17 protein-coding genes and 1 pseudogene are annotated in these 18,718 nt (G+C 68.7%); 13 read left to right on the top strand and 5 right to left on the bottom strand.

Translation table 11 applies throughout. The features are described 5' to 3' along the window. The first annotated feature begins 43 nt into the window (after positions 1-43). The 9 genes from pncB to B2J89_RS11730 all read left to right on the top strand — a co-directional run bounded on the left by pncB (position 44) and on the right by B2J89_RS11730 (position 8,596). Positions 44-1,231, top strand: a complete 1,188-nt coding sequence (gene pncB / locus B2J89_RS11770; RefSeq protein WP_169169275.1) for a nicotinate phosphoribosyltransferase — start codon at positions 44-46, stop codon at positions 1,229-1,231. Between the two features lie 180 nt (positions 1,232-1,411). Continuing rightward, positions 1,412-2,449: a bifunctional nicotinamide-nucleotide adenylyltransferase/Nudix hydroxylase gene (locus tag B2J89_RS11765; RefSeq protein ID WP_169169274.1), complete on the top strand. Its 1,038-nt coding sequence runs from the start codon at positions 1,412-1,414 to the stop codon at positions 2,447-2,449. A 176-nt stretch (positions 2,450-2,625) separates the two neighbouring features. After that, on the top strand, positions 2,626-2,916 hold the full coding sequence (locus B2J89_RS11760; RefSeq protein WP_169169273.1) for a co-chaperone GroES: 291 nt from the start codon (positions 2,626-2,628) through the stop codon (positions 2,914-2,916). 83 nt (positions 2,917-2,999) lie between these two features. Beyond that, positions 3,000-4,646, top strand: a complete 1,647-nt coding sequence (gene groL, locus B2J89_RS11755; RefSeq protein ID WP_169169272.1) for a chaperonin GroEL — start codon at positions 3,000-3,002, stop codon at positions 4,644-4,646. A 214-nt stretch (positions 4,647-4,860) separates the two neighbouring features. Continuing rightward, positions 4,861-5,313 (top strand): DUF1924 domain-containing protein, encoded by a 453-nt coding sequence (locus B2J89_RS11750; protein WP_169169271.1) that lies wholly within the window; start codon positions 4,861-4,863, stop codon positions 5,311-5,313. After that, positions 5,310-5,804: a diheme cytochrome c gene (locus B2J89_RS11745; RefSeq protein ID WP_205763795.1), complete on the top strand. Its 495-nt coding sequence runs from the start codon at positions 5,310-5,312 to the stop codon at positions 5,802-5,804. The genes B2J89_RS11750 and B2J89_RS11745 overlap by 4 nt, the downstream gene beginning before the upstream one ends. 8 nt (positions 5,805-5,812) lie before the next feature. Next, complete coding sequence (locus B2J89_RS11740; RefSeq protein WP_169169270.1) at positions 5,813-6,559, top strand: cytochrome b/b6 domain-containing protein; 747 nt, start codon at positions 5,813-5,815, stop codon at positions 6,557-6,559. 13 nt (positions 6,560-6,572) lie between these two features. After that, positions 6,573-7,238, top strand: coding sequence for a response regulator (locus B2J89_RS11735; protein WP_169169269.1), 666 nt, complete (start codon positions 6,573-6,575; stop codon positions 7,236-7,238). Continuing rightward, the gene (locus B2J89_RS11730) at positions 7,235-8,596 is read left to right on the top strand and encodes an ATP-binding protein (RefSeq protein WP_169169268.1); all 1,362 of its coding nucleotides are present in this window, start codon (positions 7,235-7,237) and stop codon (positions 8,594-8,596) included. The genes B2J89_RS11735 and B2J89_RS11730 overlap by 4 nt, the downstream gene beginning before the upstream one ends. Positions 8,597-8,607: 11 nt before the next feature. Here B2J89_RS11730 and pgi read toward each other — a convergent pair whose 3' ends face one another. Both pgi and tal read right to left on the bottom strand, forming a co-directional pair. Continuing rightward, positions 8,608-10,218, bottom strand: a complete 1,611-nt coding sequence (pgi, locus tag B2J89_RS11725) for a glucose-6-phosphate isomerase (RefSeq protein WP_240964993.1) — start codon at positions 10,216-10,218, stop codon at positions 8,608-8,610. A 24-nt stretch (positions 10,219-10,242) separates the two neighbouring features. Then, positions 10,243-11,190, bottom strand: a complete 948-nt coding sequence (gene tal, locus B2J89_RS11720; RefSeq protein ID WP_169169266.1) for a transaldolase — start codon at positions 11,188-11,190, stop codon at positions 10,243-10,245. A 183-nt stretch (positions 11,191-11,373) separates the two neighbouring features. Here tal and zwf point away from each other — a divergent pair, with 183 nt between their 5' ends. Together zwf and B2J89_RS11710 are read left to right on the top strand one after the other, a co-directional pair. Next, entirely contained in the window at positions 11,374-12,870 is a 1,497-nt protein-coding gene (gene zwf, locus B2J89_RS11715) for a glucose-6-phosphate dehydrogenase (protein ID WP_169169265.1), read from the top strand. Between the two features lie 86 nt (positions 12,871-12,956). After that, positions 12,957-13,802, top strand: a complete 846-nt coding sequence (locus B2J89_RS11710; RefSeq protein ID WP_169169264.1) for a MurR/RpiR family transcriptional regulator — start codon at positions 12,957-12,959, stop codon at positions 13,800-13,802. Here B2J89_RS11710 and B2J89_RS11705 read toward each other — a convergent pair. Next, positions 13,793-14,605, bottom strand: a complete 813-nt coding sequence (locus B2J89_RS11705; RefSeq protein WP_169169263.1) for an IclR family transcriptional regulator C-terminal domain-containing protein — start codon at positions 14,603-14,605, stop codon at positions 13,793-13,795. The genes B2J89_RS11710 and B2J89_RS11705 overlap by 10 nt on opposite strands. Positions 14,606-14,747: 142 nt before the next feature. Here B2J89_RS11705 and B2J89_RS11700 point away from each other — a divergent pair, with 142 nt between their 5' ends. Then, complete coding sequence (locus tag B2J89_RS11700) at positions 14,748-16,397, top strand: acyl CoA:acetate/3-ketoacid CoA transferase (protein ID WP_169169262.1); 1,650 nt, start codon at positions 14,748-14,750, stop codon at positions 16,395-16,397. Positions 16,398-16,428: 31 nt separating this feature from the next. Beyond that, complete coding sequence (locus tag B2J89_RS11695; protein WP_169169261.1) at positions 16,429-17,439, top strand: tripartite tricarboxylate transporter substrate binding protein; 1,011 nt, start codon at positions 16,429-16,431, stop codon at positions 17,437-17,439. A 76-nt stretch (positions 17,440-17,515) separates the two neighbouring features. Here B2J89_RS11695 and B2J89_RS11690 read toward each other — a convergent pair whose 3' ends face one another. Both B2J89_RS11690 and B2J89_RS11685 read right to left on the bottom strand, forming a co-directional pair. Further along, positions 17,516-18,499, bottom strand: a complete 984-nt coding sequence (locus B2J89_RS11690; RefSeq protein ID WP_169169260.1) for a tripartite tricarboxylate transporter substrate binding protein — start codon at positions 18,497-18,499, stop codon at positions 17,516-17,518. A 93-nt stretch (positions 18,500-18,592) separates the two neighbouring features. Further along, a pseudogene (locus tag B2J89_RS11685) lies at positions 18,593-18,718 on the bottom strand (electron transfer flavoprotein subunit alpha/FixB family protein); the annotation flags it as partial.

The following is an 18,718-nucleotide window of genomic DNA, read 5'->3' as shown; positions in this document are numbered from 1 at the left end:
CCCACACAGCGCCGACAGCTATTGAATAAATAGCACACAAGACATGCCTGCCATCCTCACCAGCCTGCTCGACACCGACCTGTACAAGTTCACCATGTGGCAGGCCATGCTGCACCGCCACCCGCAAACGCAGGCCGAGTACGAATTCGTCTGCCGCAACACGCCCCAGTACCCGCTGGCCGAGCTGCTCGACGAAGTGAACACCGAACTCGACCACCTGTGCCGCCTGCGCTTTGCGCCCGACGAGCTCAACTACCTGGCGGGGCTGCGCTTCATCCGCTCGGACTTCGTCGACTTCCTGCGCATCTTCCAGTTCCAGCGCGCCTTCATCCGCGCCACCGCCGAGGGCGATCAGCTGCGCATCGTGGTGCGCGGGCCGCAGGTGCATGTGATGGGCTTCGAGATCCATGTGCTGTCCATCGTCAACGAGCTGTACTTCCGCCGCTTCGACCCCGCCGCCGCGCTGGCCGAAGGGCGCGTGCGCCTGGAGCACAAGATCCACCAGCTGCAGGAGCTGGCCAGCGAAGTGGCGCTGGCCCACCCGTTCGAGCTGTTCGACTTCGGCGTGCGCCGGCGCTATTCGGGCGCCTGGCAACGCGAGGTCGTGCAGGCGTTCGCGCGCGAGACCGGGCAGTGGTTCAAGGGCACTTCGAACGTGCTGCTGGCGCGCGACCTGGGCCTGGTGCCGATCGGCACCATGGCGCACGAATACCTGCAGACCTACCAGGCGCTGGGCGTGCGCCTGCGCGACTTCCAGAAGGCCGCGCTCGAAGACTGGGTGCAGGAATACCGCGGCGATCTCGGCATCGCCCTGACCGACACCGTGGGCATGGACGCCTTCCTGGCCGATTTCGACCTCTACTTTGCCAAGCTGTTCGACGGCCTGCGCCACGACTCGGGCGACCCCATCGCCTGGGGCGAAAAAGCCCTGGCGCACTACGACAAGCTGCGCATCGACGCGCACACCAAGCGCCTGGTGTTCTCCGACAGCCTCGACGTGCCGCGCGCGCTGCAGCTCTACCACCACTTCGGCAACCGCACGCAGTTGGGCTTTGGCATCGGCACGCAGCTGGCCAACGACATGGGCCTGCCCCCGCTGCACATCGTGATGAAGCTCACGCACGCCAATGGCCAGCCCGTGGCCAAGCTCTCCGACAGCCCCGGCAAGCTGCTGTGCGACGACCCGACCTTCCTGGCCTACCTGCGCCAGGTGTTCAACGTCCCGGCCTGAGCACAGGCGGGAACGCCGCAGCGCAGGAGATCGCATCGCGCTTCAAAATCAGGAGCGCGGTGCGCAGCGGCGCTCTGCACTTCGGATATAAAACCACCTCAAAGCCAGAACAAATCGGCGCCAGACGCTCTCATTTTTGATAACCGGTGCCTCGCGCGGCACCGGGCAGCCCCCAGACACATGTACGACACCGCCATTTACATCGGCCGCTTCGAGCCCGTCCACAGCGGCCACCTGGCCCTGCTGCAGCGCGCGCTGGCCAGCGCGCGCCAGGCCATCGTGGTCGTCGGATCGGCCTGGCAGGTGCGCTCGCCCAAGAACCCGTTCACCTGGCAAGAGCGCGCCGAGATGCTGCGCAACGCCCTGCCCGAGGCCGACCGCGCGCGCCTGCAGGTGCTGCCGGTGCGCGACTACTACAACGAAGCGCTGTGGGTCCGGGCCGTGCAGCGCGGCGTGGCCGCGCTCGTGCCGGCCGGCGCGCGCATCGGCCTGGTCGGCCACTTCAAGGACGCCACCAGCAGCTACCTCAGCGCATTTCCGGGCTGGGAACTGATCCCCGTCGAGCGCCAGGGCAGCATCGACGCCACCACCATCCGCGACGCCTACTTCGGCGCCACGCCCGCCACCGCGGCCGACGCGCTGGCGCCGCTCGCGCAGCAGATCCCCGCCAGCACCCTCGCCGTGCTCACCGCGTTCGCGCAGCAGCCTGACTACCCGGTGCTGCAAGAGGAGTGGCGCATGCTGCGCGCCTACCACCAGGCCTGGGCGCAGGCGCCCTTCCCGCCGGTGTTCGCCACCGTCGACGCGGTCGTGCGCTGCCAGAACCATGTGCTGCTCATCCGCCGCGCCCATGCGCCCGGCAAGGGACAACTGGCCGTGCCCGGCGGCTTCATCGAACAGCGCGAAACCGTCTGGCAGTCCTGCCTGCGCGAACTGGCCGAAGAAACCCACTGCCAGCTGCCCGACGCCACCATGCGCGCTGCGTTGAAGGAGGTCGCCGTCTTCGACCACCCCGACCGCAGCCAGCGCGGGCGCACCATCACGCACGCGCACTATTTCGACCTCGGCGGTGCGCCGTTTCCGGCCGTCCAGGCGGACGACGATGCGATGCAGGTGCAGTGGGTAGCGATCGACCAACTGGCGGCGCTGGAAGAGGCGTTCTTCGAAGACCACTTCCACATGCTCGACCACTTCTTTAGCCTCACCACCCAGGCCTGAGACGGCGCAGCGCGGCCCGACCGACCAGCAGGCCCTTGAAATCGGCGCAAATGCCCTTATCATTAGCACTCAACGCCAGAGAGTGCTAACAACGCTGTCTGGCCGAAGTTTGGCGGCGCCTGAGAGGTCAGGCGCTTTTTGATGTAGCAAAACCTTTTTGAACCCAGGAGATCGCAATGAAACTTCGCCCCCTTGCTGACCGCGTGATTGTCAAGCGCATCGAAAGCGAAACCAAGACCGCATCCGGCATCTTCATCCCCGACAACGCCGCTGAAAAGCCCGACCAAGGCGAAGTGCTGGCCGTCGGCCCTGGCAAGAAGAACGACAAGGGCGAACTGGGCACGATGAGCGTCAAGGTCGGCGACCGCGTGTTGTTTGGCAAGTACAGCGGCCAGACCGTCAAGGTCGATGGCGACGAGCTGCTGGTCATGAAGGAAGACGACCTGTTCGCAGTCGTCGAAAAGTAATCCGCAAGCTATCGAATCAATAGCTACTGGCGCTTGTTTGACGGGCGCTGGACCGTATTTCACTTAAATTCAGGAGCTCCAACATGGCAGCAAAAGACGTAGTTTTCGGCGGCGAAGCCCGCGCACGCATGGTCGAAGGTGTGAACATCCTGGCCAACGCAGTCAAAGTGACCCTGGGCCCGAAAGGCCGCAACGTGGTGCTCGAGCGCTCGTTCGGCGCCCCCACGGTGACCAAGGACGGCGTGTCCGTCGCCAAGGAAATCGAACTCAAGGACAAGCTGCAGAACATGGGCGCGCAGATGGTCAAGGAAGTCGCTTCCAAGACCTCTGACAACGCTGGCGACGGCACCACCACCGCCACCGTGCTGGCCCAGGCCATCGTGCGCGAAGGCATGAAGTACGTGGCCGCCGGCATGAACCCCATGGACCTCAAGCGCGGCATCGACAAGGCCGTGACGGCCCTGGTCGCCGAGCTGAAGAAGGCCTCCAAGGCCACCACCACCTCCAAGGAAATCGCCCAGGTCGGTTCGATCTCCGCCAACTCTGACTCCAGCATCGGCGAAATCATCGCCAATGCCATGGACAAGGTCGGCAAGGAAGGCGTGATCACCGTGGAAGACGGCAAGAGCCTGGACAACGAACTCGACGTCGTCGAAGGCATGCAGTTCGACCGCGGCTACCTGTCGCCCTACTTCATCAACAACCCCGAAAAGCAAGCCGCAATTCTGGAAAACCCCTTCGTGCTGCTGTTCGACAAGAAGATCAGCAACATCCGCGACCTGCTGCCCACGCTGGAGCAGGTCGCCAAGGCCGGCCGTCCGCTGCTGATCATTGCCGAAGACGTCGAAGGCGAAGCCCTGGCGACGCTGGTCGTGAACACGATCCGCGGCATCCTGAAGGTCGTGGCCGTCAAGGCCCCGGGCTTTGGCGACCGCCGCAAGGCCATGCTGGAAGACATCGCCATCCTCACGGGTGGCAAGGTCATCGCTGAAGAAGTGGGCCTGACGCTCGAGAAGGTCACGCTGGCCGACCTGGGCCAGGCCAAGCGCGTCGAAGTGGGCAAGGAAAACACCATCATCATCGACGGCGAAGGCCAGGCCGCTGACATCGAAGCGCGCGTCAAGCAAGTGCGCGTGCAGATCGAAGAAGCCACGTCCGACTACGACCGCGAAAAGCTGCAAGAGCGCGTGGCCAAGCTGGCCGGCGGTGTGGCCGTGATCAAGGTCGGCGCTGCCACCGAAGTCGAGATGAAGGAAAAGAAGGCACGTGTCGAAGACGCCCTGCACGCCACCCGCGCTGCCGTGGAAGAAGGCATCGTGGCCGGCGGTGGCGTGGCCCTGCTGCGCGCCCGCCAAGCGGCTGGCGAGATCAAGGGTGACAACGCCGACCAGGAAGCCGGCATCAAGCTGGTGCTCAAGGCCATCGAAGCGCCCCTGCGCGAAATCGTCGCCAACGCCGGTGGCGAGCCCTCGGTGGTGGTCAACGCCATCCTGGCTGGCAAGGGCAACTACGGCTTCAACGCTGCCAACGACACCTACGGCGACATGATCGAGATGGGCATTCTGGACCCGACCAAGGTCACGCGCACCGCACTGCAGAACGCCGCTTCGGTGTCCTCGCTGATGCTGACGACCGAGTGCATGGTCGCCGAATCGCCCAAGGATGAGTCCGCCGGCGGCGGCATGCCCGACATGGGTGGCATGGGCGGCATGGGTGGCATGGGCATGTAATCGCCATCGGGCGGGGCTGGCCCCGCCCCGAGGCGCCCGCCTCACCTTTCCAAAAAGCCCGCAGGCCTCACCGCCTGCGGGCTTTTTTCATTGGATTGCTACATGGTTCATAGCGTGCTGCGCTTTATCCATCAGTGCCAGAGCCACTTTGGATGCATAAAACTGGCCTCAGGCAAAGCGCCCGCACCCTGGCGCGCCCGTTAAGCCATTCTTCATGCCCGCCCCGCACCATGGCGGCATGCACACACCTCCCCGCCCCTTCCTCGCCGCCCGGACCGCGCTGCTGGCGCTGGCCTGCACCCTGCCCCTGGCACATGCCGCCGACACCACCGCGGCCTTGCAGATGCAGCGCTGGAGCGATGCCTCCGGCGCCCCGGTCAGTGCCGAACGCGGCCGCGTGTTCTTCACCAGCCGCCATGGCGGCGAATGGTCGTGCGCGTCCTGCCACGGCAACCCGCCCACCGCACCCGCACGCCACGCCTCCACGGGCAAAGCCATTGCTCCGCTGGCGCCCGCGTTCAATCCCGAACGCTTCACCGACAGCGCCAAGGCCGACAAGTGGTTTCGCCGCAACTGCAAGGACGTGCTGAAGCGCGAGTGCACGGCGGCCGAAAAAGCCGACGTGCTGGCCTGGCTGCTGCAATTCAACGCCAAGGACAGGCCATGACCCGCTTCCCCCCTTCCCGCCGCGCGCCCACTGCCCGGCGCGCCACCGTCTTCGTGGCCCTGGCCTGCGCGCTGCCCGCCGCCTTTGCCGACAGCCGCGAGATGCCCACCAAAGCCATGTTGCCGGCCTACCAGCAGGATTGCGCCTCTTGCCACATGGCTTACCCGCCGGGGATGCTGCCCGTCCGTTCGTGGGATCGCATGATGAAGGGCCTGGACCAACACTACGGCACCGACGCCTCGCTCGACCCGGCCCTGGTGCGCAAGATCAACACCTGGCTGCAGGCCCACGCCGGCACATACAAGCGCGTGCGCGAAGAGCCGCCGCAGGACCGCATCACCCGCTCGGCCTGGTTCGAGCGCAAGCACCGCGAGGTAGCGCCCGCCGTGTGGCAGCGCGCCGCCGTCGGCAGCCGCGCCCATTGCATGGCCTGCCACACCCGCGCCGACCAGGGCGACTTTGACGACGACCGCGTTCGCATCCCGAAGTGAGTACCACCATGGCCACCGACACCCTTTCCCCATCGTCTTCCGCTGCTGCTGCCACCCGGCCACCCAGCCGGCGCGTGACCGATGCCAGCACGCGCATGCTGCACTGGCTGATCGCCTTCAGCTTCATGGGCGCCTACCTCACGGCCGATGGCGAGCGCTGGCGTTTGGTGCATGTCACGCTGGGCTACACGCTGGCGGGGCTGGTGGTGGCGCGCCTGTTGTGGGGGTTTCTGGGGCCACGCCAGGTGCGGCTGTCGGTGCTGTGGCGCCGCCTCAAGGGCTGGCCGGCGTGGCTGAAGTCCCTGGCCACCGTGCGCTCGCCCGGTGCGTTGCAAGCGGCCTGGAAGCCGGGGCAGAACCTGCTGATGGTGCTGGCTATCGCGCTGATCCTCGCGCTGGTGCTGCCGCTCACGCTCAGCGGCTACGCCGTGTGGGACGAATGGGGCGGCGAATGGCTGGAGGACGTGCACGAATTCTTCGGCAACGCCCTGCTGGCGGTGGTGCTGGCGCACATCGGCCTGATCGCGCTGCTGAGCGCACTGCGGCGCAAGAACCTGGCGCGGCCCATGCTCACGGGCCGCGTGCCCGGCACCGGCCCCAATCTGCCCGAACGCAACCACGCGGTTCTGGCAGCGCTGGTGCTGGCCTGCGTGCTGGTCTTCTGGGCCTGGCAGTGGCAGGCGGCGCCGCCAGCGCCGGCGCAGGACGCCGCGCACTGGAGCGAGAATCACCGACACGATGGCGACGACGACTGACTGAAAGGCACGCATGCGCATCCTGCTGGCCGAAGACGACGAACTGCTGGGCTCGGGCATCCGCGCCGGGCTGGCGCAGCACGGCTTTGCGGTGGACTGGGTGCGCGACGGCATGGCGGCAGAGCGCGAGCTGGCCACGGGCGCCTACCAGGCCTGCGTGCTCGACCTGGGCCTGCCGCGCCAGGACGGCATGGATGTGCTGCGCCAGGCGCGCGCACGCCGCATTGCCACGCCCGTGCTGGTGCTGACGGCGCGCGACGCCGTGCCGGCGCGCATTGCCGGGCTGGACGCGGGCGCCGACGACTACCTTGTCAAACCCATCGATTTGCACGAACTGGCCGCGCGCCTGCGCGCGCTGGTGCGGCGCGCCCACGGCCAGAGCGAGGGGCGCCTGGCGGCCGGCAACGTCGAGCTCGACCCCGCCGCGCACCGGGTGTGGCAGGGCGGCGCACCGGTCGATCTGTCGAACCGCGAATACGACCTGTTGCACGCACTGCTGCTGAACGCCGGGCGCGTGCTCTCGCGCGAGCAGCTCGAGCAGCGCCTGTACCAGTGGGGCAGCGAGATCAACAGCAACGCCGTCGAAGTGCACATCTACCACCTGCGGCGCAAGCTGGGCATGGCGCTGATCGAGACCGTGCGCGGCATTGGCTACCGCATCGGACACGCTGCCCCATGAACGGCCTGCCCGCTACCCGAGCACCGCGCTCGCTGCAAACGCGGCTGCTGTTGGCGGTGCTGGCGCTGGTGCTGCTGGCCTGGGCCAGTGCCGCCGCCCTCACCTGGCACGAGGCCGAGGACGAGGTGGGAGAACTGCTCGACGCCCATCTGGCGCAGACCGCCGCCCTGCTGCGCCTGCAGCCGCTGGACGCGCTGGACGACGACCAGCTCAACGAAGCCTCTGAGCTGGACAAGCACCAGCACCATGTGGTGTTCCAGCTCTGGCACGACGGCCAGCTGCTGGCGCGCTCGAAAAGCGCCCCCGCCGAGCCCCTGACCGAGCGGCGCAAGCGGGGTTTTGCCGACAGCGAGGTCGCAGGCCACGCCTGGCGCGTGTTCGTTACCCCAGGCCGGGAAAGCGATGTGCGCATCCTCGTGGGCGAACAGCACTCGGTGCGCCAGGACATCGTGCTGGCCAGCGTCAAGGGCATGCTCAAGCCCCTGGCGTGGGCGCTGCCGCTGCTGGCGCTGGGCATCTGGTGGGTCGTGCGCGGCCTGGTACGCCCGCTGCGCCAACTGGGCGGGGCCGTGGCGCAGCGCCAGCCGCAGTCGCTGACGCCGCTGCCCACGGCCGGCGTGCCCCCCGAAGTGCTGCCGCTGGTGGCGGCACTCAACGCCCTGTTCGAGCGCATGGCGGAGCTGCTGGCGGCCGAGCGGCAGTTCACTGCCGATGCCGCGCACGAGCTGCGCACCCCCATTGCCGGCATCCGCATGCAGGCCCAGGTGGCCCAGGGCGCCACGCAGGACGCCGAGCGCGCCCAGGCGCTGGCGGCCACGGTGCGCGGCTGCGACCGCGCCACGCGCCTGGTCGAGCAACTGCTGCAGCTGGCCCGGCTGGACGCCGATGCCGAGGCCACCGACCCCGCCGTCCCGCCCACCGACCTCGCCGAGGTGGCGCGCACGCTTGCGGGCGAGCTGGCCGGCACGGCCGAGTCACGCGGGCAGCGGTTGGCGCTGGACCTCGCTGGCCCCACGCCGGTGCCGCTGGCCGAGCCCCTGGCGCGCGTGCTGCTGCGCAACCTGCTCGACAACGCGCTGCGCTACAGCGCCGACGGCGCGCAGGTGCAGCTCCACATCGGCCCGGCCACGCCGGGTGGCGCGGCGCAGCTGTGCGTGCAGGACAGCGGCCCCGGTCTGCCCGACGCCGACATCGCCCGCCTGGGCGAGCGCTTCTTTCGCGTGCTGGGCACCGGCCAGAGCGGCAGCGGCCTGGGCTGGTCGATCGTCCAGCGCATCGCGCGGCTGCACGGCCTGCGCGTGCAGGTGGACCGCAGCCCGGCACTGGGCGGGCTGCGCGTGGCCATCACCTGGCCCTGATCCTGCGGTGCCTACTGCGGCCCCGGCCCGGCGTGCAGGCGCCGCAGCAGGCCGGCCGTGGCGCCGTCCAGCCCGGTGGCGTCACCTGTCGCCAGGCGCGGCTCGATGTTGGCGGCCAGCTGCTTGCCCAGCTCCACGCCCCACTGGTCAAAGCTGTTGATGCCCCAGATGGAGCCGGCCACGAACACACGGTGCTCGTAGAGCGCGATCAGTGCGCCGAGCGACGCCGGATCGAGCTGCTCGAGCAGCAGCACGGTGCTGGGCCGGTTGCCGCTGAAATGGCGGTGGCCGCAGGCGCTCGCGCGCCCGAGCATCAGCGCCTTGGCCTGCGCCAGGGCGTTGGCCACCAGGCGCGGGTGCTGCTCGGGCAGGTCGCGCCCGCCGCGGCGCAGTACGATGAACTCGACCGGAATCACGTCCGGCCCCTGGTGCAGCATCTGGAAGAACGCGTGCTGCCCGTTGGTGCCGGGCTCGCCCCAGACCACGGGCGCGGTGGCATAGGGCAAGGCGCGGCCCTGCCAGTCCACGCCCTTGCCGTTGCTCTCCATCTCCAGCTGCTGCAGGTAGGCCGAGAGGCGCCGCAGGCCGTGGCTGTAGGGCGCGATGCAGCGGCTCGTGAAGCCGTGGAAGTTGCGGTACCAGACGTCGAGCAGACCCAGGCGCACCGGCAGGTTGCGCTCCAGCGGTGCACTGCGGAAATGTTCGTCCATCGCGTGCGCGCCGGCCAGCAGCTGGCGAAACGCCGGTGCGCCCACGGCGATGGCGATTGGCAGGCCGATGGCCGACCACAGCGAATAGCGCCCGCCCACCCAGTCCCAGAAGCCGAAGGTGGTCGCAATGCCGAAGTCGCGTGCGGCTGCGATGTTGGTCGTGAGCGCGGCGAAGTGGCGCGCCAGCGGCACGGGCGCGTCGGCGTCCAGGCTGCCGCCGTGCGCCAGGAACCAGTCGCGCGCGGCATGGGCGTTGACCATGGTCTCGGCGGTGGTGAAGGTCTTCGACGCGATCAGGAACAGCGTGCGTTCGGGCCGGAGCTGGCGCAGCAGGCAGCCCAGCTCCATGCCGTCGACGTTGGAGACAAAGTGCACGCGCTGGCCCTGGCGCCACAGGTCTTCCAGCGCCGTTACCACCATGGCCGGGCCCAGGCCCGAGCCGCCGATGCCGATGCTGACGATGTCGGTGATCTGCGCATCGGCGCGCACGCTTTCCGCATAGGCCAGCATGGCCTGCAGCGTGGCCTGCACCTCGCGGTTCGCGCAAGCTATGAAATCAGTAGCTATTGGCGCTTGATGGGCGGTCGCTGGAGCCGGATTTCGCAACAAATGGTGCAGCACCGCGCGCTCTTCGGTGGTGTTGATCGCCTGGCCGGCCCACATGGCGTCGCGGTGCTGTTCGAGGCCACATTCGCGCGCCAGCGCGAGCAGCAGGCGCTCGGTGGCGGCATCGACGCGGTTGCGCGAGAGGTCGGCAAAGACGTGCGGTGCCTCCTGGCTGAGCGCGCCAAAGCGGCCGGGATCGGCGGCAAAGGCCGCGCGCATGTCGAAGCCGCGGCCCACGCGGTCGAAATGCGCGTGCAGCGCGCCCCAGGCGCGCGTCTGGTCACAGCGGGCGCGCTGGCCGGTCAAGGGGGCGGGGCCGTGCGCTGTCATTCAGGCGGCGAGCATGAGCTGCTCGAGCTTGAGGGCATCGGCGGCAAAGGCGCGGATGCCCTCGGCCAGCTTCTCCGTGGCCATGGCATCGTGGTTGAGCGCGTAGCGAAATCCGGCCTCGTCGTAGTTCACGGCCGGCAGGTCCAGGGCCCGGGCTGCGCCCGTATCGAGCGCGCGCGCCAGCGGCGCCTCGGCGGTGGCCAGCTGCGCCAGCAAATCGGGCGCAATCGTCAGCAGGTCGCAGCCCGCCAGCGCAGTGATCTGGCCGACATTGCGGAAGCTCGCGCCCATCACTTCGGTGGCGATGCCGAAGTGCTTGTAGTGGTTGAAGATGGCGCGCACCGATTGCACGCCGGGGTCGTTGGCACCGGCCATGGCGCCTTCGTCCCAAGCCGCGCCGGCCTGCTTTTTGTACCAGTCGTAGATGCGGCCGACAAACGGCGAGATCAGTTGCACCTTGGCCTGGCCGCAGGCCACGGCCTGCGCGAACGAAAACAGCAGCGTGAGGTTGGTGTGGATGCCGCGCTGTTCGAGCTGGCGCGCCGCCTCGATGCCCTCCCAGGTCGCGGCCACCTTGATGAGCACGCGGTCGATGTGCACGCCCTCGGCCTGGTACAGCCCGATGATGCGCTCGGCGCGCGCCACGGTGGCGCTGGTGTCGAAGCTCAGGCGCGCATCGACCTCGGTGGAGACGCGGCCCGGGATGATGGACAGGATCTCGCAGCCAAAGCGCACCAGCAGGCGGTCCATGACTTCGCCCAGGTCGCGGCCGCGCCACTTGGCCACGGTGTCCTGCAGGAGTGGCGCGTAGTCGGGCTTTTGCACGGCCTTGAGGATCAGCGAGGGGTTGGTGGTTGCGTCCTGCGGGCGAAACTGGGCCAACTGGCGAAAGTCGCCGGTGTCGGCCACCACGATGGTGAACTGTTTGAGTGCGTCGAGCTGGTTCATGGCAACAAATCCTGGAATCCGGGCAAAGCCCTGGCGACGGGCCGGGGCGGCATGAGAACGTGTCTACGTTCTCGCAGTCTCCAGTGTATTCGGCCGGCCGCCGCACCTGCGCAGCACCGGGCGCCGATGAACCCCGGTTACATTGCGGTGACTCTTTTGTTCACTTCCTGTTCTTGCCTTGCCATGAGCTTCGATCTGGTTTTGTTGGGTGGCACCGGTGACCTGGCCTGGCGCAAGCTGCTGCCGGCGCTGTTCCAGGCGTTTCGCCACGGCTCCTTGCCCGCGGACGGGCGCATCGTCGGCGTGGCGCGCGAAGCGCTCGACGACGCCGCCTACCGCGCCTGGGTGGCGCAGCGCCTGGGCGGCGTCGAGGGCGACAAGCGCCCCAGCCCGGACGAGTTCGCACGCTTTTCGGCGCTGCTGCACTACGTGCGCGCCGACCTGTCGAACCCCGCCGACTACGCCGCGCTGGCAGCACGCCTACGCCAACGCGAAGCGCAGGCGGTGGTGCTGTACCTGGCGACTGCCCCGGCGCTGTTTGCCACCGTGGCCGAGCAGCTGGGTGCCGCTGGCCTCGCTACGCCGCGCACCCGCATCGTGCTCGAAAAGCCCCTGGGCCACGATCTGGCCAGCAACCGCGCCATCAACGCCACGGTGCTGCGCCACTTTGCCGAGCACCAGGTGTTCCGCATCGACCACTACCTGGGCAAGCCCTCGGTGCAGAACCTGCTCGCGCTGCGCTTTGGCAACGCCTTGTTCGAACCGCTGTGGCGGCGCGAGACCATTGCCAACATCCAGATCACCATGGCCGAGACGCTGGGCGTGGAAAAGCGCGGCAGCTTCTACGACGGCACGGGCGCGCTGCGCGACATGGTGCAAAACCACGCGCTGCAGCTGCTGTGCGCGATCGGCATGGAGCCGCCCGCGAACGCCGGCGCCGACGCCATCCGCGACGAAAAACTCAAGGTGCTGCGCTCGCTGCGCCCCTGGACCCCCGACACCCTGGCACGCGACGTGGTGCGCGGCCAGTACGGCGCCGGCCAGATCAATGGCGAGCGTGTGGCCGGCTACCGCGACGAGAGCGGCGTGGACCCGGCCAGCCGCACCGAAACCTTTGTGGCGCTGCGCACCGAAATCAATAACTGGCGCTGGGCCGGCGTGCCCTTTTACCTGCGCACCGGCAAGCGCCTGGCGGCGCGCGAGGCCTTCATCGTGGTCAACTTCCGGCCCACGCCGCACGCCATCTTCCGCACCCCGGCGGACGGCGCCAACCGCCTGGTGATCCACCTGCAGCCGCGCGACGGCCTGGACCTGCACCTGTTTGCCGCCGCGCAGGCGCCGCGCGGGCCGGCCGCGCAGCACCCGCTGCCGTTGCAGCCGGCGCAGAGCACGTCGGCACCGCTGTCGCCGGTGTCGCTGAACATGGACTTCGACCAGCGCTTTGGCACCGAGCGCGTCGGTGCCTACGAGCGCCTGCTGCTCGACGTGCTGGCCGGGCGGCTGAACCTGTTTGTGCGCAGCGACGAGCAGGAAGCGGCCTGGGCGTGGGTCGAACCCATCCTGCACGCCTGGCAGCACGCCGAGGACGGGCCGCGCCACTACGCCGCCGGCACCTGGGGCCCGAGCGCGGCGAGCGCGCTGGTCGCACGCGACGCGCAGTGCTGGACCGAGGAATGCTAGCGACGTGTCGAAGGTGTCGGCGGCGACCGCGCTGATCCCCGCCCCGTCCGCTGCGCTTTTCACCTGCACTCTCTGCCTTTCACACCATGCTCGACCGCATCGCCGCATCCCTTTCCTCCCTGGCCCCGGCCGAGCAGCGCGTGGGCCGCCTCGTGCTGGCGGACGCGCGCGCATTCGCCCGCCTTCCGGTGCGCGAATTGGCCGCGCGCTCGCAGGTCAGCAAACCCACCGTGGTGCGCTTTTGCCGCAGCATGGGCTATGACGGCCTGGCCGACTTCAAGCTCAAGCTGGCCGGCAGCGTCAGCGAGGGCGTGCCCTTCATCCACCGCAGCGTGGACGCCGACGACAAGACCAGCGACGTGATGGTCAAGGTGGTCGACAACGCGGTGGCCGCCTTCCTGCAGTACCGCAACGCCGCCAGCACCGTCGCCATCGAGCGCGCGGCCAGCGCCATCGCCGCCACCTGGCAGACCGGGCGGCGCATCGAGTTCTATGGCGCGGGCAATTCGGGCATCGTGGCGCAGGACGCGCAGCACAAGTTCTTCCGCCTCGGCGTGATCAGCCTGGCCACCAGCGACGGCCACATGCAGGTCATGAGCGCGACGCTGCTGGGCCCGGGCGACTGCGCAGTGATCATCTCCAACTCGGGCCGCACGCGCGACCTGATGGACGCGGCCGACATCGCGCGCAAGAACGGCGCCACCACCATCGCCATCACCGCCAGCGGCTCGCCCCTGGCGGCCGCGTGCGCCATCCACCTGGCCGCCGACCACCCCGAGGGCTACGACCGCTACAGTCCCATGGTCTCGCGCCTGCTGCACCTGCTCGTCATCGACGTGCTGGCCACCTGCGTGGCGCTGCGCATCGGGCCGCCGCTGCAGCCCATCCTGCAGCAGATGAAGGACAACCTGCGCGCCAAGCGCTATACCTGAGGGCCGGCGCTGCGCGCGCCGAGGATCGCCTCGATCCGCTGGGCCGCCCGCTGCAGCGCGGGAAGACAGTCGCGCACCAGGTCCTTGCGCGTGCGCCGTCCCAGCACCATGCTCAGGCCCAGCGCGGCCACCACCCGGGACTGGCTGTCGCGCAGCGGCACGGAGAGGCCGCCAAAGCCGTCGGCCATTTCGCTGTCGAGCACGCAGTACCCGTCCTTGCCCGCGCGCTGGAGGATGGCCTGGAGCGCGGCGGGATCGGTCGTGGTCGCCGGCGTGAGCGGCAGCAGGCTGGCCCGGCCGAAATAGGCCGACAGGGCGGGCCCGTCGAGCGCGGCGAGCAAGACACGCCCCATCGAGTGCGCATAGGCGGGCAGCTGCCGCCCCACGCCCAGATCGACCCGCAGCAGCTTGCGCGGCTCCTCGCGCGCCAGCAGCACCACGGCGTCCTGGTCCAGCACCCCGAGCGAGCAGGTTTCCTGCAGCTCCTGTGCCAGCGCCTGCATCACCGGCTGCGCCAGCACCGGCAGGCTCATGGAGGCGAAATACGCATGGCCCAGCTCCAGCACGCGGGGCGTGATGGAAAAGCGGCGCGCATCCTGCGCCACATACCCATGGTGCTGCAGCGTCAGCAGCAGGCGGCGCGCGGCGGCGCGCGTGACCCCCAGTTCCTCGGCCACCTGCTGCATCGTCATGGCGGGCACGCCCTGGCCAAACAGGCGCAAGAGCGCCAGCCCGTTCGACAAGGCGTCCAGCAGCTCCGGCTCTTTCTTGGCCGACTCTTCGCAGGCAGCAGTGGCAGGCATTTCCAACCTCGTTCAAGGGCAAGCCGGGGATTGTAGGAGCCGCCTGGCGCTTGCGTCGTCTGCCAATGCGGCTTAGGATTACTCAATTGGCGAACATTTGTTCGCTAAACAGCATTCTCACCTATTGCTCAATCCGTTCACAATGAGAATCATCTGCGCAGACCAGGCCGCGGCCCTCGTCCCTTCCGGCGCCACGGTGGCCTGCGCAGGCTTTGTCGGCGCGGGCCATGCCGAGGCCATCACCTCGGCGCTCGAGCGCCGTTTCCGCGCGAGTGCCCAGCCGCGCGACCTGACGCTGGTCTATTCCGCCGGACAGGGCGACCGCGGCCTGCGCGGCGTCAACCATTTCGGCCAGCCGGGCATGACCCGGGTGGTCTGCGGCGGGCACTGGCGCTCGGCCCCGCGCCTGGCCACCCTGGCACTGCAAGAGCAATGCGAGGGCTACAACCTGCCCCAGGGCGTCATCAGCCACCTGTACCGCGCCATCGCCGGCGGCAAGCCGGGGGTGTTGACGCCCATCGGCCTGCACACCTTTGTGGACCCGCGCACCCACCTGGACGCGCGCTACCACGGCGGCGCCATCAACCAGTCGGCGGCCCACGCCGTCGCCGAAGGGCGATCGCAGTGGGTCGAGGCGCTGGAGTTCCGGGGCGCGGAATACCTCTTCTACCCCGCGTTCCCCATCCACTGCGCGCTGATACGCGCGACGGCGGCCGATGCGCGCGGCAACCTGAGCACGCACGGCGAGGCCTTCCACCACGAACTGCTGGCCATCGCCCAGGCCGCGCGCAACAGCGGTGGCATCGTCATCGCGCAGGTGAAGAACTTGGTCGAGTGCCACGAACTCCTGCACGCCATCCATGTCCCGGGCATCCTGGTGGACTACGTGGTGGTCTGCGACGACCCGGCGCACCACCAGATGACGTTCTCGGAGAACTTCAATGCCGCCTACACCCAGCCCTGGCGCGGAAAGCGGGTCCAGGCGGCCCCGCAGGCACCCGGCGCGGCCGCGCCGCTGGACGCCCGCACCATCGTCCAGCGGCGCGCCGTGCTGGAACTGCAGCGGCTGCAGCCGCGCGTGGTGAACCTGGGCGTCGGCATGCCCGCGGCCGTGGGCGCGCTGGCGCAGCAGGCCGGGCTGTCGGGCTTCACGCTCACCGTCGAGGCCGGGCCCGTGGGTGGCACGCCGGCCGATGGCCTGAGCTTCGGCGCGTCCGCCCACCCCGAGGCGGTCATCGACCAGCCGGCGCAGTTCGACTTCTACGAGGGCGGCGGCATCGACCTGTCGATCCTCGGGCTGGCCGAGCTCGATCCCCAGGGCAACGTGAACGTCAGCAAGTTCGGCGAAGCGGGCGAGGCATCGATCGCGGGCGTGGGCGGCTTCATCAACATCACCCAAAGCGCCAAGGCCCTGGTCTTCATGGGCACCCTCACCACCGGCGGCCTGCAGGTCGCGGTCGAGGACGGGGCCCTGCGCATCGTGCAGGAAGGGCGGGTGCGCAAGCTCGTCGACCAGGTGTCGCACCTGAGTTTCAACGGCCCCTACACCGCCAGCCGCGGCACGCCCGTCCTCTACATCACCGAGCGCGCGGTGTTCGAGATGCGGCCCAACGCCCAGGGCGAGCAGCGCCTGACCGTCGTCGAGCTGGCGCCCGGCATCGACCTGCAGCGCGATGTGCTGGCGCAGTGCGCCGGCCCGCTGGAGGTGGCGCCCGACCTGCGCAGCATGGACCCCAGCATTTTCCGGACCGGGCCTTGGTGCCCGACCCATCCACCGGTGGCGGCCGATTGAGCCACACCGCTAGCAACCCCGAGAGGAGACCATGAAAAGCACCCCTACCCACCGCAGCACCGCCGCCCGCCGCCACGTCTTGAGCGGCCTGGCCGCGGCCCTGGCACTGCCCTTGTTCGCCGGCCAGGCCATGGCCCAGAGCTACCCGAACCAGCCCATCAAGCTGATCGTCTCCTTCCCTCCGGGCGGGCCGACCGACACGGCGGCGCGCATCATCGGACAGAAGATGAGCGAGGGCCTGCAGCAGCCTGTGATCGTCGAGAACCGGGCCGGCGCCTCGGGCATGCTCGGCACCGAGGTCGCGGCGAAGAGCCCCGCCGACGGCTACACGCTCGTCATGCTGGCATCGCCCACCCTGCTGGCCAACCACCTCTACGAGCAGAAAAAGTACGACCTGTTCAAGGACTTCACGCCGATCGGCACGGCCTACGACCTGCCCATCGTCATGGTGGTCAACCCGCAGGTGATGCCCGATGTGACGGGCCTGCAGCAGCTCGTGGCCAAGGCCAAGGCCCAGCCCGGCAAGCTCAACTACACCAGCGCGGGCAACGCCAGCTTCGGCCACCTGTCGACGGAACTGCTCAAGAACCAGGGGCAATTCGACATCCAGCACATCTCGTACCGCGGCAGTGCGCCGGCCATCACCGACCTGCTCGGCGGCCAGGTGCCGATGATGTTCTCGGACATGATTGCCGCCCTGCCCCACATCAAGGCCGGCAAGCTGCGCGCCATTGCCGTGGGCTCTTCGAGCCGCGTGGTCTTCACGCCCGAGGTCAAGACCGTGGCCGAGCAGGGCTTCCCTGGCTTTGAAGCGGTCGCCTGGGGCGGACTGCTCGCCCCGCGCTCCACCCCTGCCGATATCGTGGCGCGCCTGGGCCTGGAGTTGCAGAAGGCGCTGGCCGACAAGACCGTGCAGGAAAAGCTCCAGCAGGCCGGCACCACGGCCGCCTACGCTCCTCCTGCCGGCATGACGAGCCGCATGCAAAAGGATTTCGAGAAGTGGGGCAAGGTCATCCGCGACAACGGCATCCGCAGCAACTGAAGCTGAACGCAGAAGGCCGCAGCCATCGGCTGCGGCCTTCCAAGGTCGTGCAGCTGCGCCTGCAGCTGCACCGCGCTCAGTCCAGCTTCACGCCGGCGTCGCGGATCACCTTCCCCCATTTGGTGGTTTCCGACGCCAGGAAAGCATCGCACGCCTCGGGCGTGGTGCCTTCAGCGAACGTGCCCATGGCTTCGAGCTTGGCGCGCGTCTCGTCGCTGTGGATGATCTGGTTGACCGCTTCCGACACGCGCTTGACGATCTCGCGCGGTGTGCCGGCTGGCGCGATCATGCTGGCCCAGGTGCTGCCCAGCATGCCGGGCATGCCCTGCTCCACGAAGGTGGGCACATCGGGCAGGATCGGCAGGCGCTTCTCGCTGGCCACGCCTATGAGGCGGATGCGGCCCGCCTTGGCGGGCTGGATCAGGTTCGGCGGCGGGTCCAGGAATAGCGGCACCTGCCCGCCCATCAGGTCGGTCAGCGCGGGCGTGGAGCCCCGGTACGGGATGTGCACCATGTAGGTCTTGGTCAGCGTCTTGAACAGCTCGCTGGTCAGGTGCGCGGCCGAGCCGCTGCCCGAGGACGCGAAACTCACCTTGCCAGGGTGGGCCTTGGCGTAGGCCACCAATTCCTGGGTGTTCTTGAACGGCGCGTTGGGGGCCACCGCAGCCACCAGCGGCGACACCCCGAGCAGCGAGACGCCCACTAGGTCCTTGCGCGGGTCGTAGGGCAGCTTGGGGTAGAGGGTGGTGTTGGCGGTGAAGGCCGGGATCACGACGCCGAAGGTGTGCCCGTCGGGCGCCGCCTTGGCGACCGCATCGACGCCGATGATGCTGTTGGCACCGGGCTTGTTGTCGATCACCACCGGCTGGCCCAGCTGCTTTTGCAGGCCCACCTGCAGCAGGCGCGCCATCTGGTCGGTGAAGCCGCCCGCCGTGTAGGGCACGACGATCTTGATCGGTTTGCTCGGCCAAGCCGCCTGTGCCAGCGCTGGCAGGGCCGCGCTGGCCAGTCCGGCGGTGGCGGCCTGCATGAGGGTGCGGCGGGAAAGGGGAAGGGCCATGGGTTTTGTCTCCGGTTATTTTTGAATAAAAAATGGCTCTGGCGCTTACCAGCTATGCGTTTACAGCTCTCATATCGGTAGCGCCAGAGACGCTCAAAGGGCCTTGACCAATTCCGGCACGGCCGCAAACAGGTCGGCCTCGAGCCCGTAGTCGGCGACCGAGAAGATCGGCGCCTCGGGGTCCTTGTTGATCGCCACGATCACCTTCGAGTCCTTCAT

Source organism: Acidovorax sp. SRB_24 (genome assembly GCF_012931925.1).
The sequence above is the reverse complement of the archived record's forward strand: the minus strand, read 5'-3'. Positions and strand labels throughout refer to the sequence as shown.

What these genes read in the sequence shown, in the direction of transcription:
- B2J89_RS11700 (WP_169169262.1), top strand. Translation starts at nt 14,748, where the DNA reads ATGAGAATCATCTGCGCAGACCAGGCCGCGGCCCTCGTCCCTTCCGGC.
- groL (WP_169169272.1), top strand. Translation starts at nt 3,000, where the DNA reads ATGGCAGCAAAAGACGTAGTTTTCGGCGGCGAAGCCCGCGCACGCATG.
- B2J89_RS11690 (WP_169169260.1), bottom strand. Translation starts at nt 18,499, where the DNA reads ATGGCCCTTCCCCTTTCCCGCCGCACCCTCATGCAGGCCGCCACCGCC.
- B2J89_RS11730 (WP_169169268.1), top strand. Translation starts at nt 7,235, where the DNA reads ATGAACGGCCTGCCCGCTACCCGAGCACCGCGCTCGCTGCAAACGCGG.
- zwf (WP_169169265.1), top strand. Translation starts at nt 11,374, where the DNA reads ATGAGCTTCGATCTGGTTTTGTTGGGTGGCACCGGTGACCTGGCCTGG.
- B2J89_RS11765 (WP_169169274.1), top strand. Translation starts at nt 1,412, where the DNA reads ATGTACGACACCGCCATTTACATCGGCCGCTTCGAGCCCGTCCACAGC.
- B2J89_RS11705 (WP_169169263.1), bottom strand. Translation starts at nt 14,605, where the DNA reads ATGCCTGCCACTGCTGCCTGCGAAGAGTCGGCCAAGAAAGAGCCGGAG.
- B2J89_RS11710 (WP_169169264.1), top strand. Translation starts at nt 12,957, where the DNA reads ATGCTCGACCGCATCGCCGCATCCCTTTCCTCCCTGGCCCCGGCCGAG.
- tal (WP_169169266.1), bottom strand. Translation starts at nt 11,190, where the DNA reads ATGAACCAGCTCGACGCACTCAAACAGTTCACCATCGTGGTGGCCGAC.
- B2J89_RS11760 (WP_169169273.1), top strand. Translation starts at nt 2,626, where the DNA reads ATGAAACTTCGCCCCCTTGCTGACCGCGTGATTGTCAAGCGCATCGAA.
- pncB (WP_169169275.1), top strand. Translation starts at nt 44, where the DNA reads ATGCCTGCCATCCTCACCAGCCTGCTCGACACCGACCTGTACAAGTTC.
- B2J89_RS11750 (WP_169169271.1), top strand. Translation starts at nt 4,861, where the DNA reads ATGCCCGCCCCGCACCATGGCGGCATGCACACACCTCCCCGCCCCTTC.
- B2J89_RS11740 (WP_169169270.1), top strand. Translation starts at nt 5,813, where the DNA reads ATGGCCACCGACACCCTTTCCCCATCGTCTTCCGCTGCTGCTGCCACC.
- B2J89_RS11745 (WP_205763795.1), top strand. Translation starts at nt 5,310, where the DNA reads ATGACCCGCTTCCCCCCTTCCCGCCGCGCGCCCACTGCCCGGCGCGCC.
- B2J89_RS11735 (WP_169169269.1), top strand. Translation starts at nt 6,573, where the DNA reads ATGCGCATCCTGCTGGCCGAAGACGACGAACTGCTGGGCTCGGGCATC.
- B2J89_RS11695 (WP_169169261.1), top strand. Translation starts at nt 16,429, where the DNA reads ATGAAAAGCACCCCTACCCACCGCAGCACCGCCGCCCGCCGCCACGTC.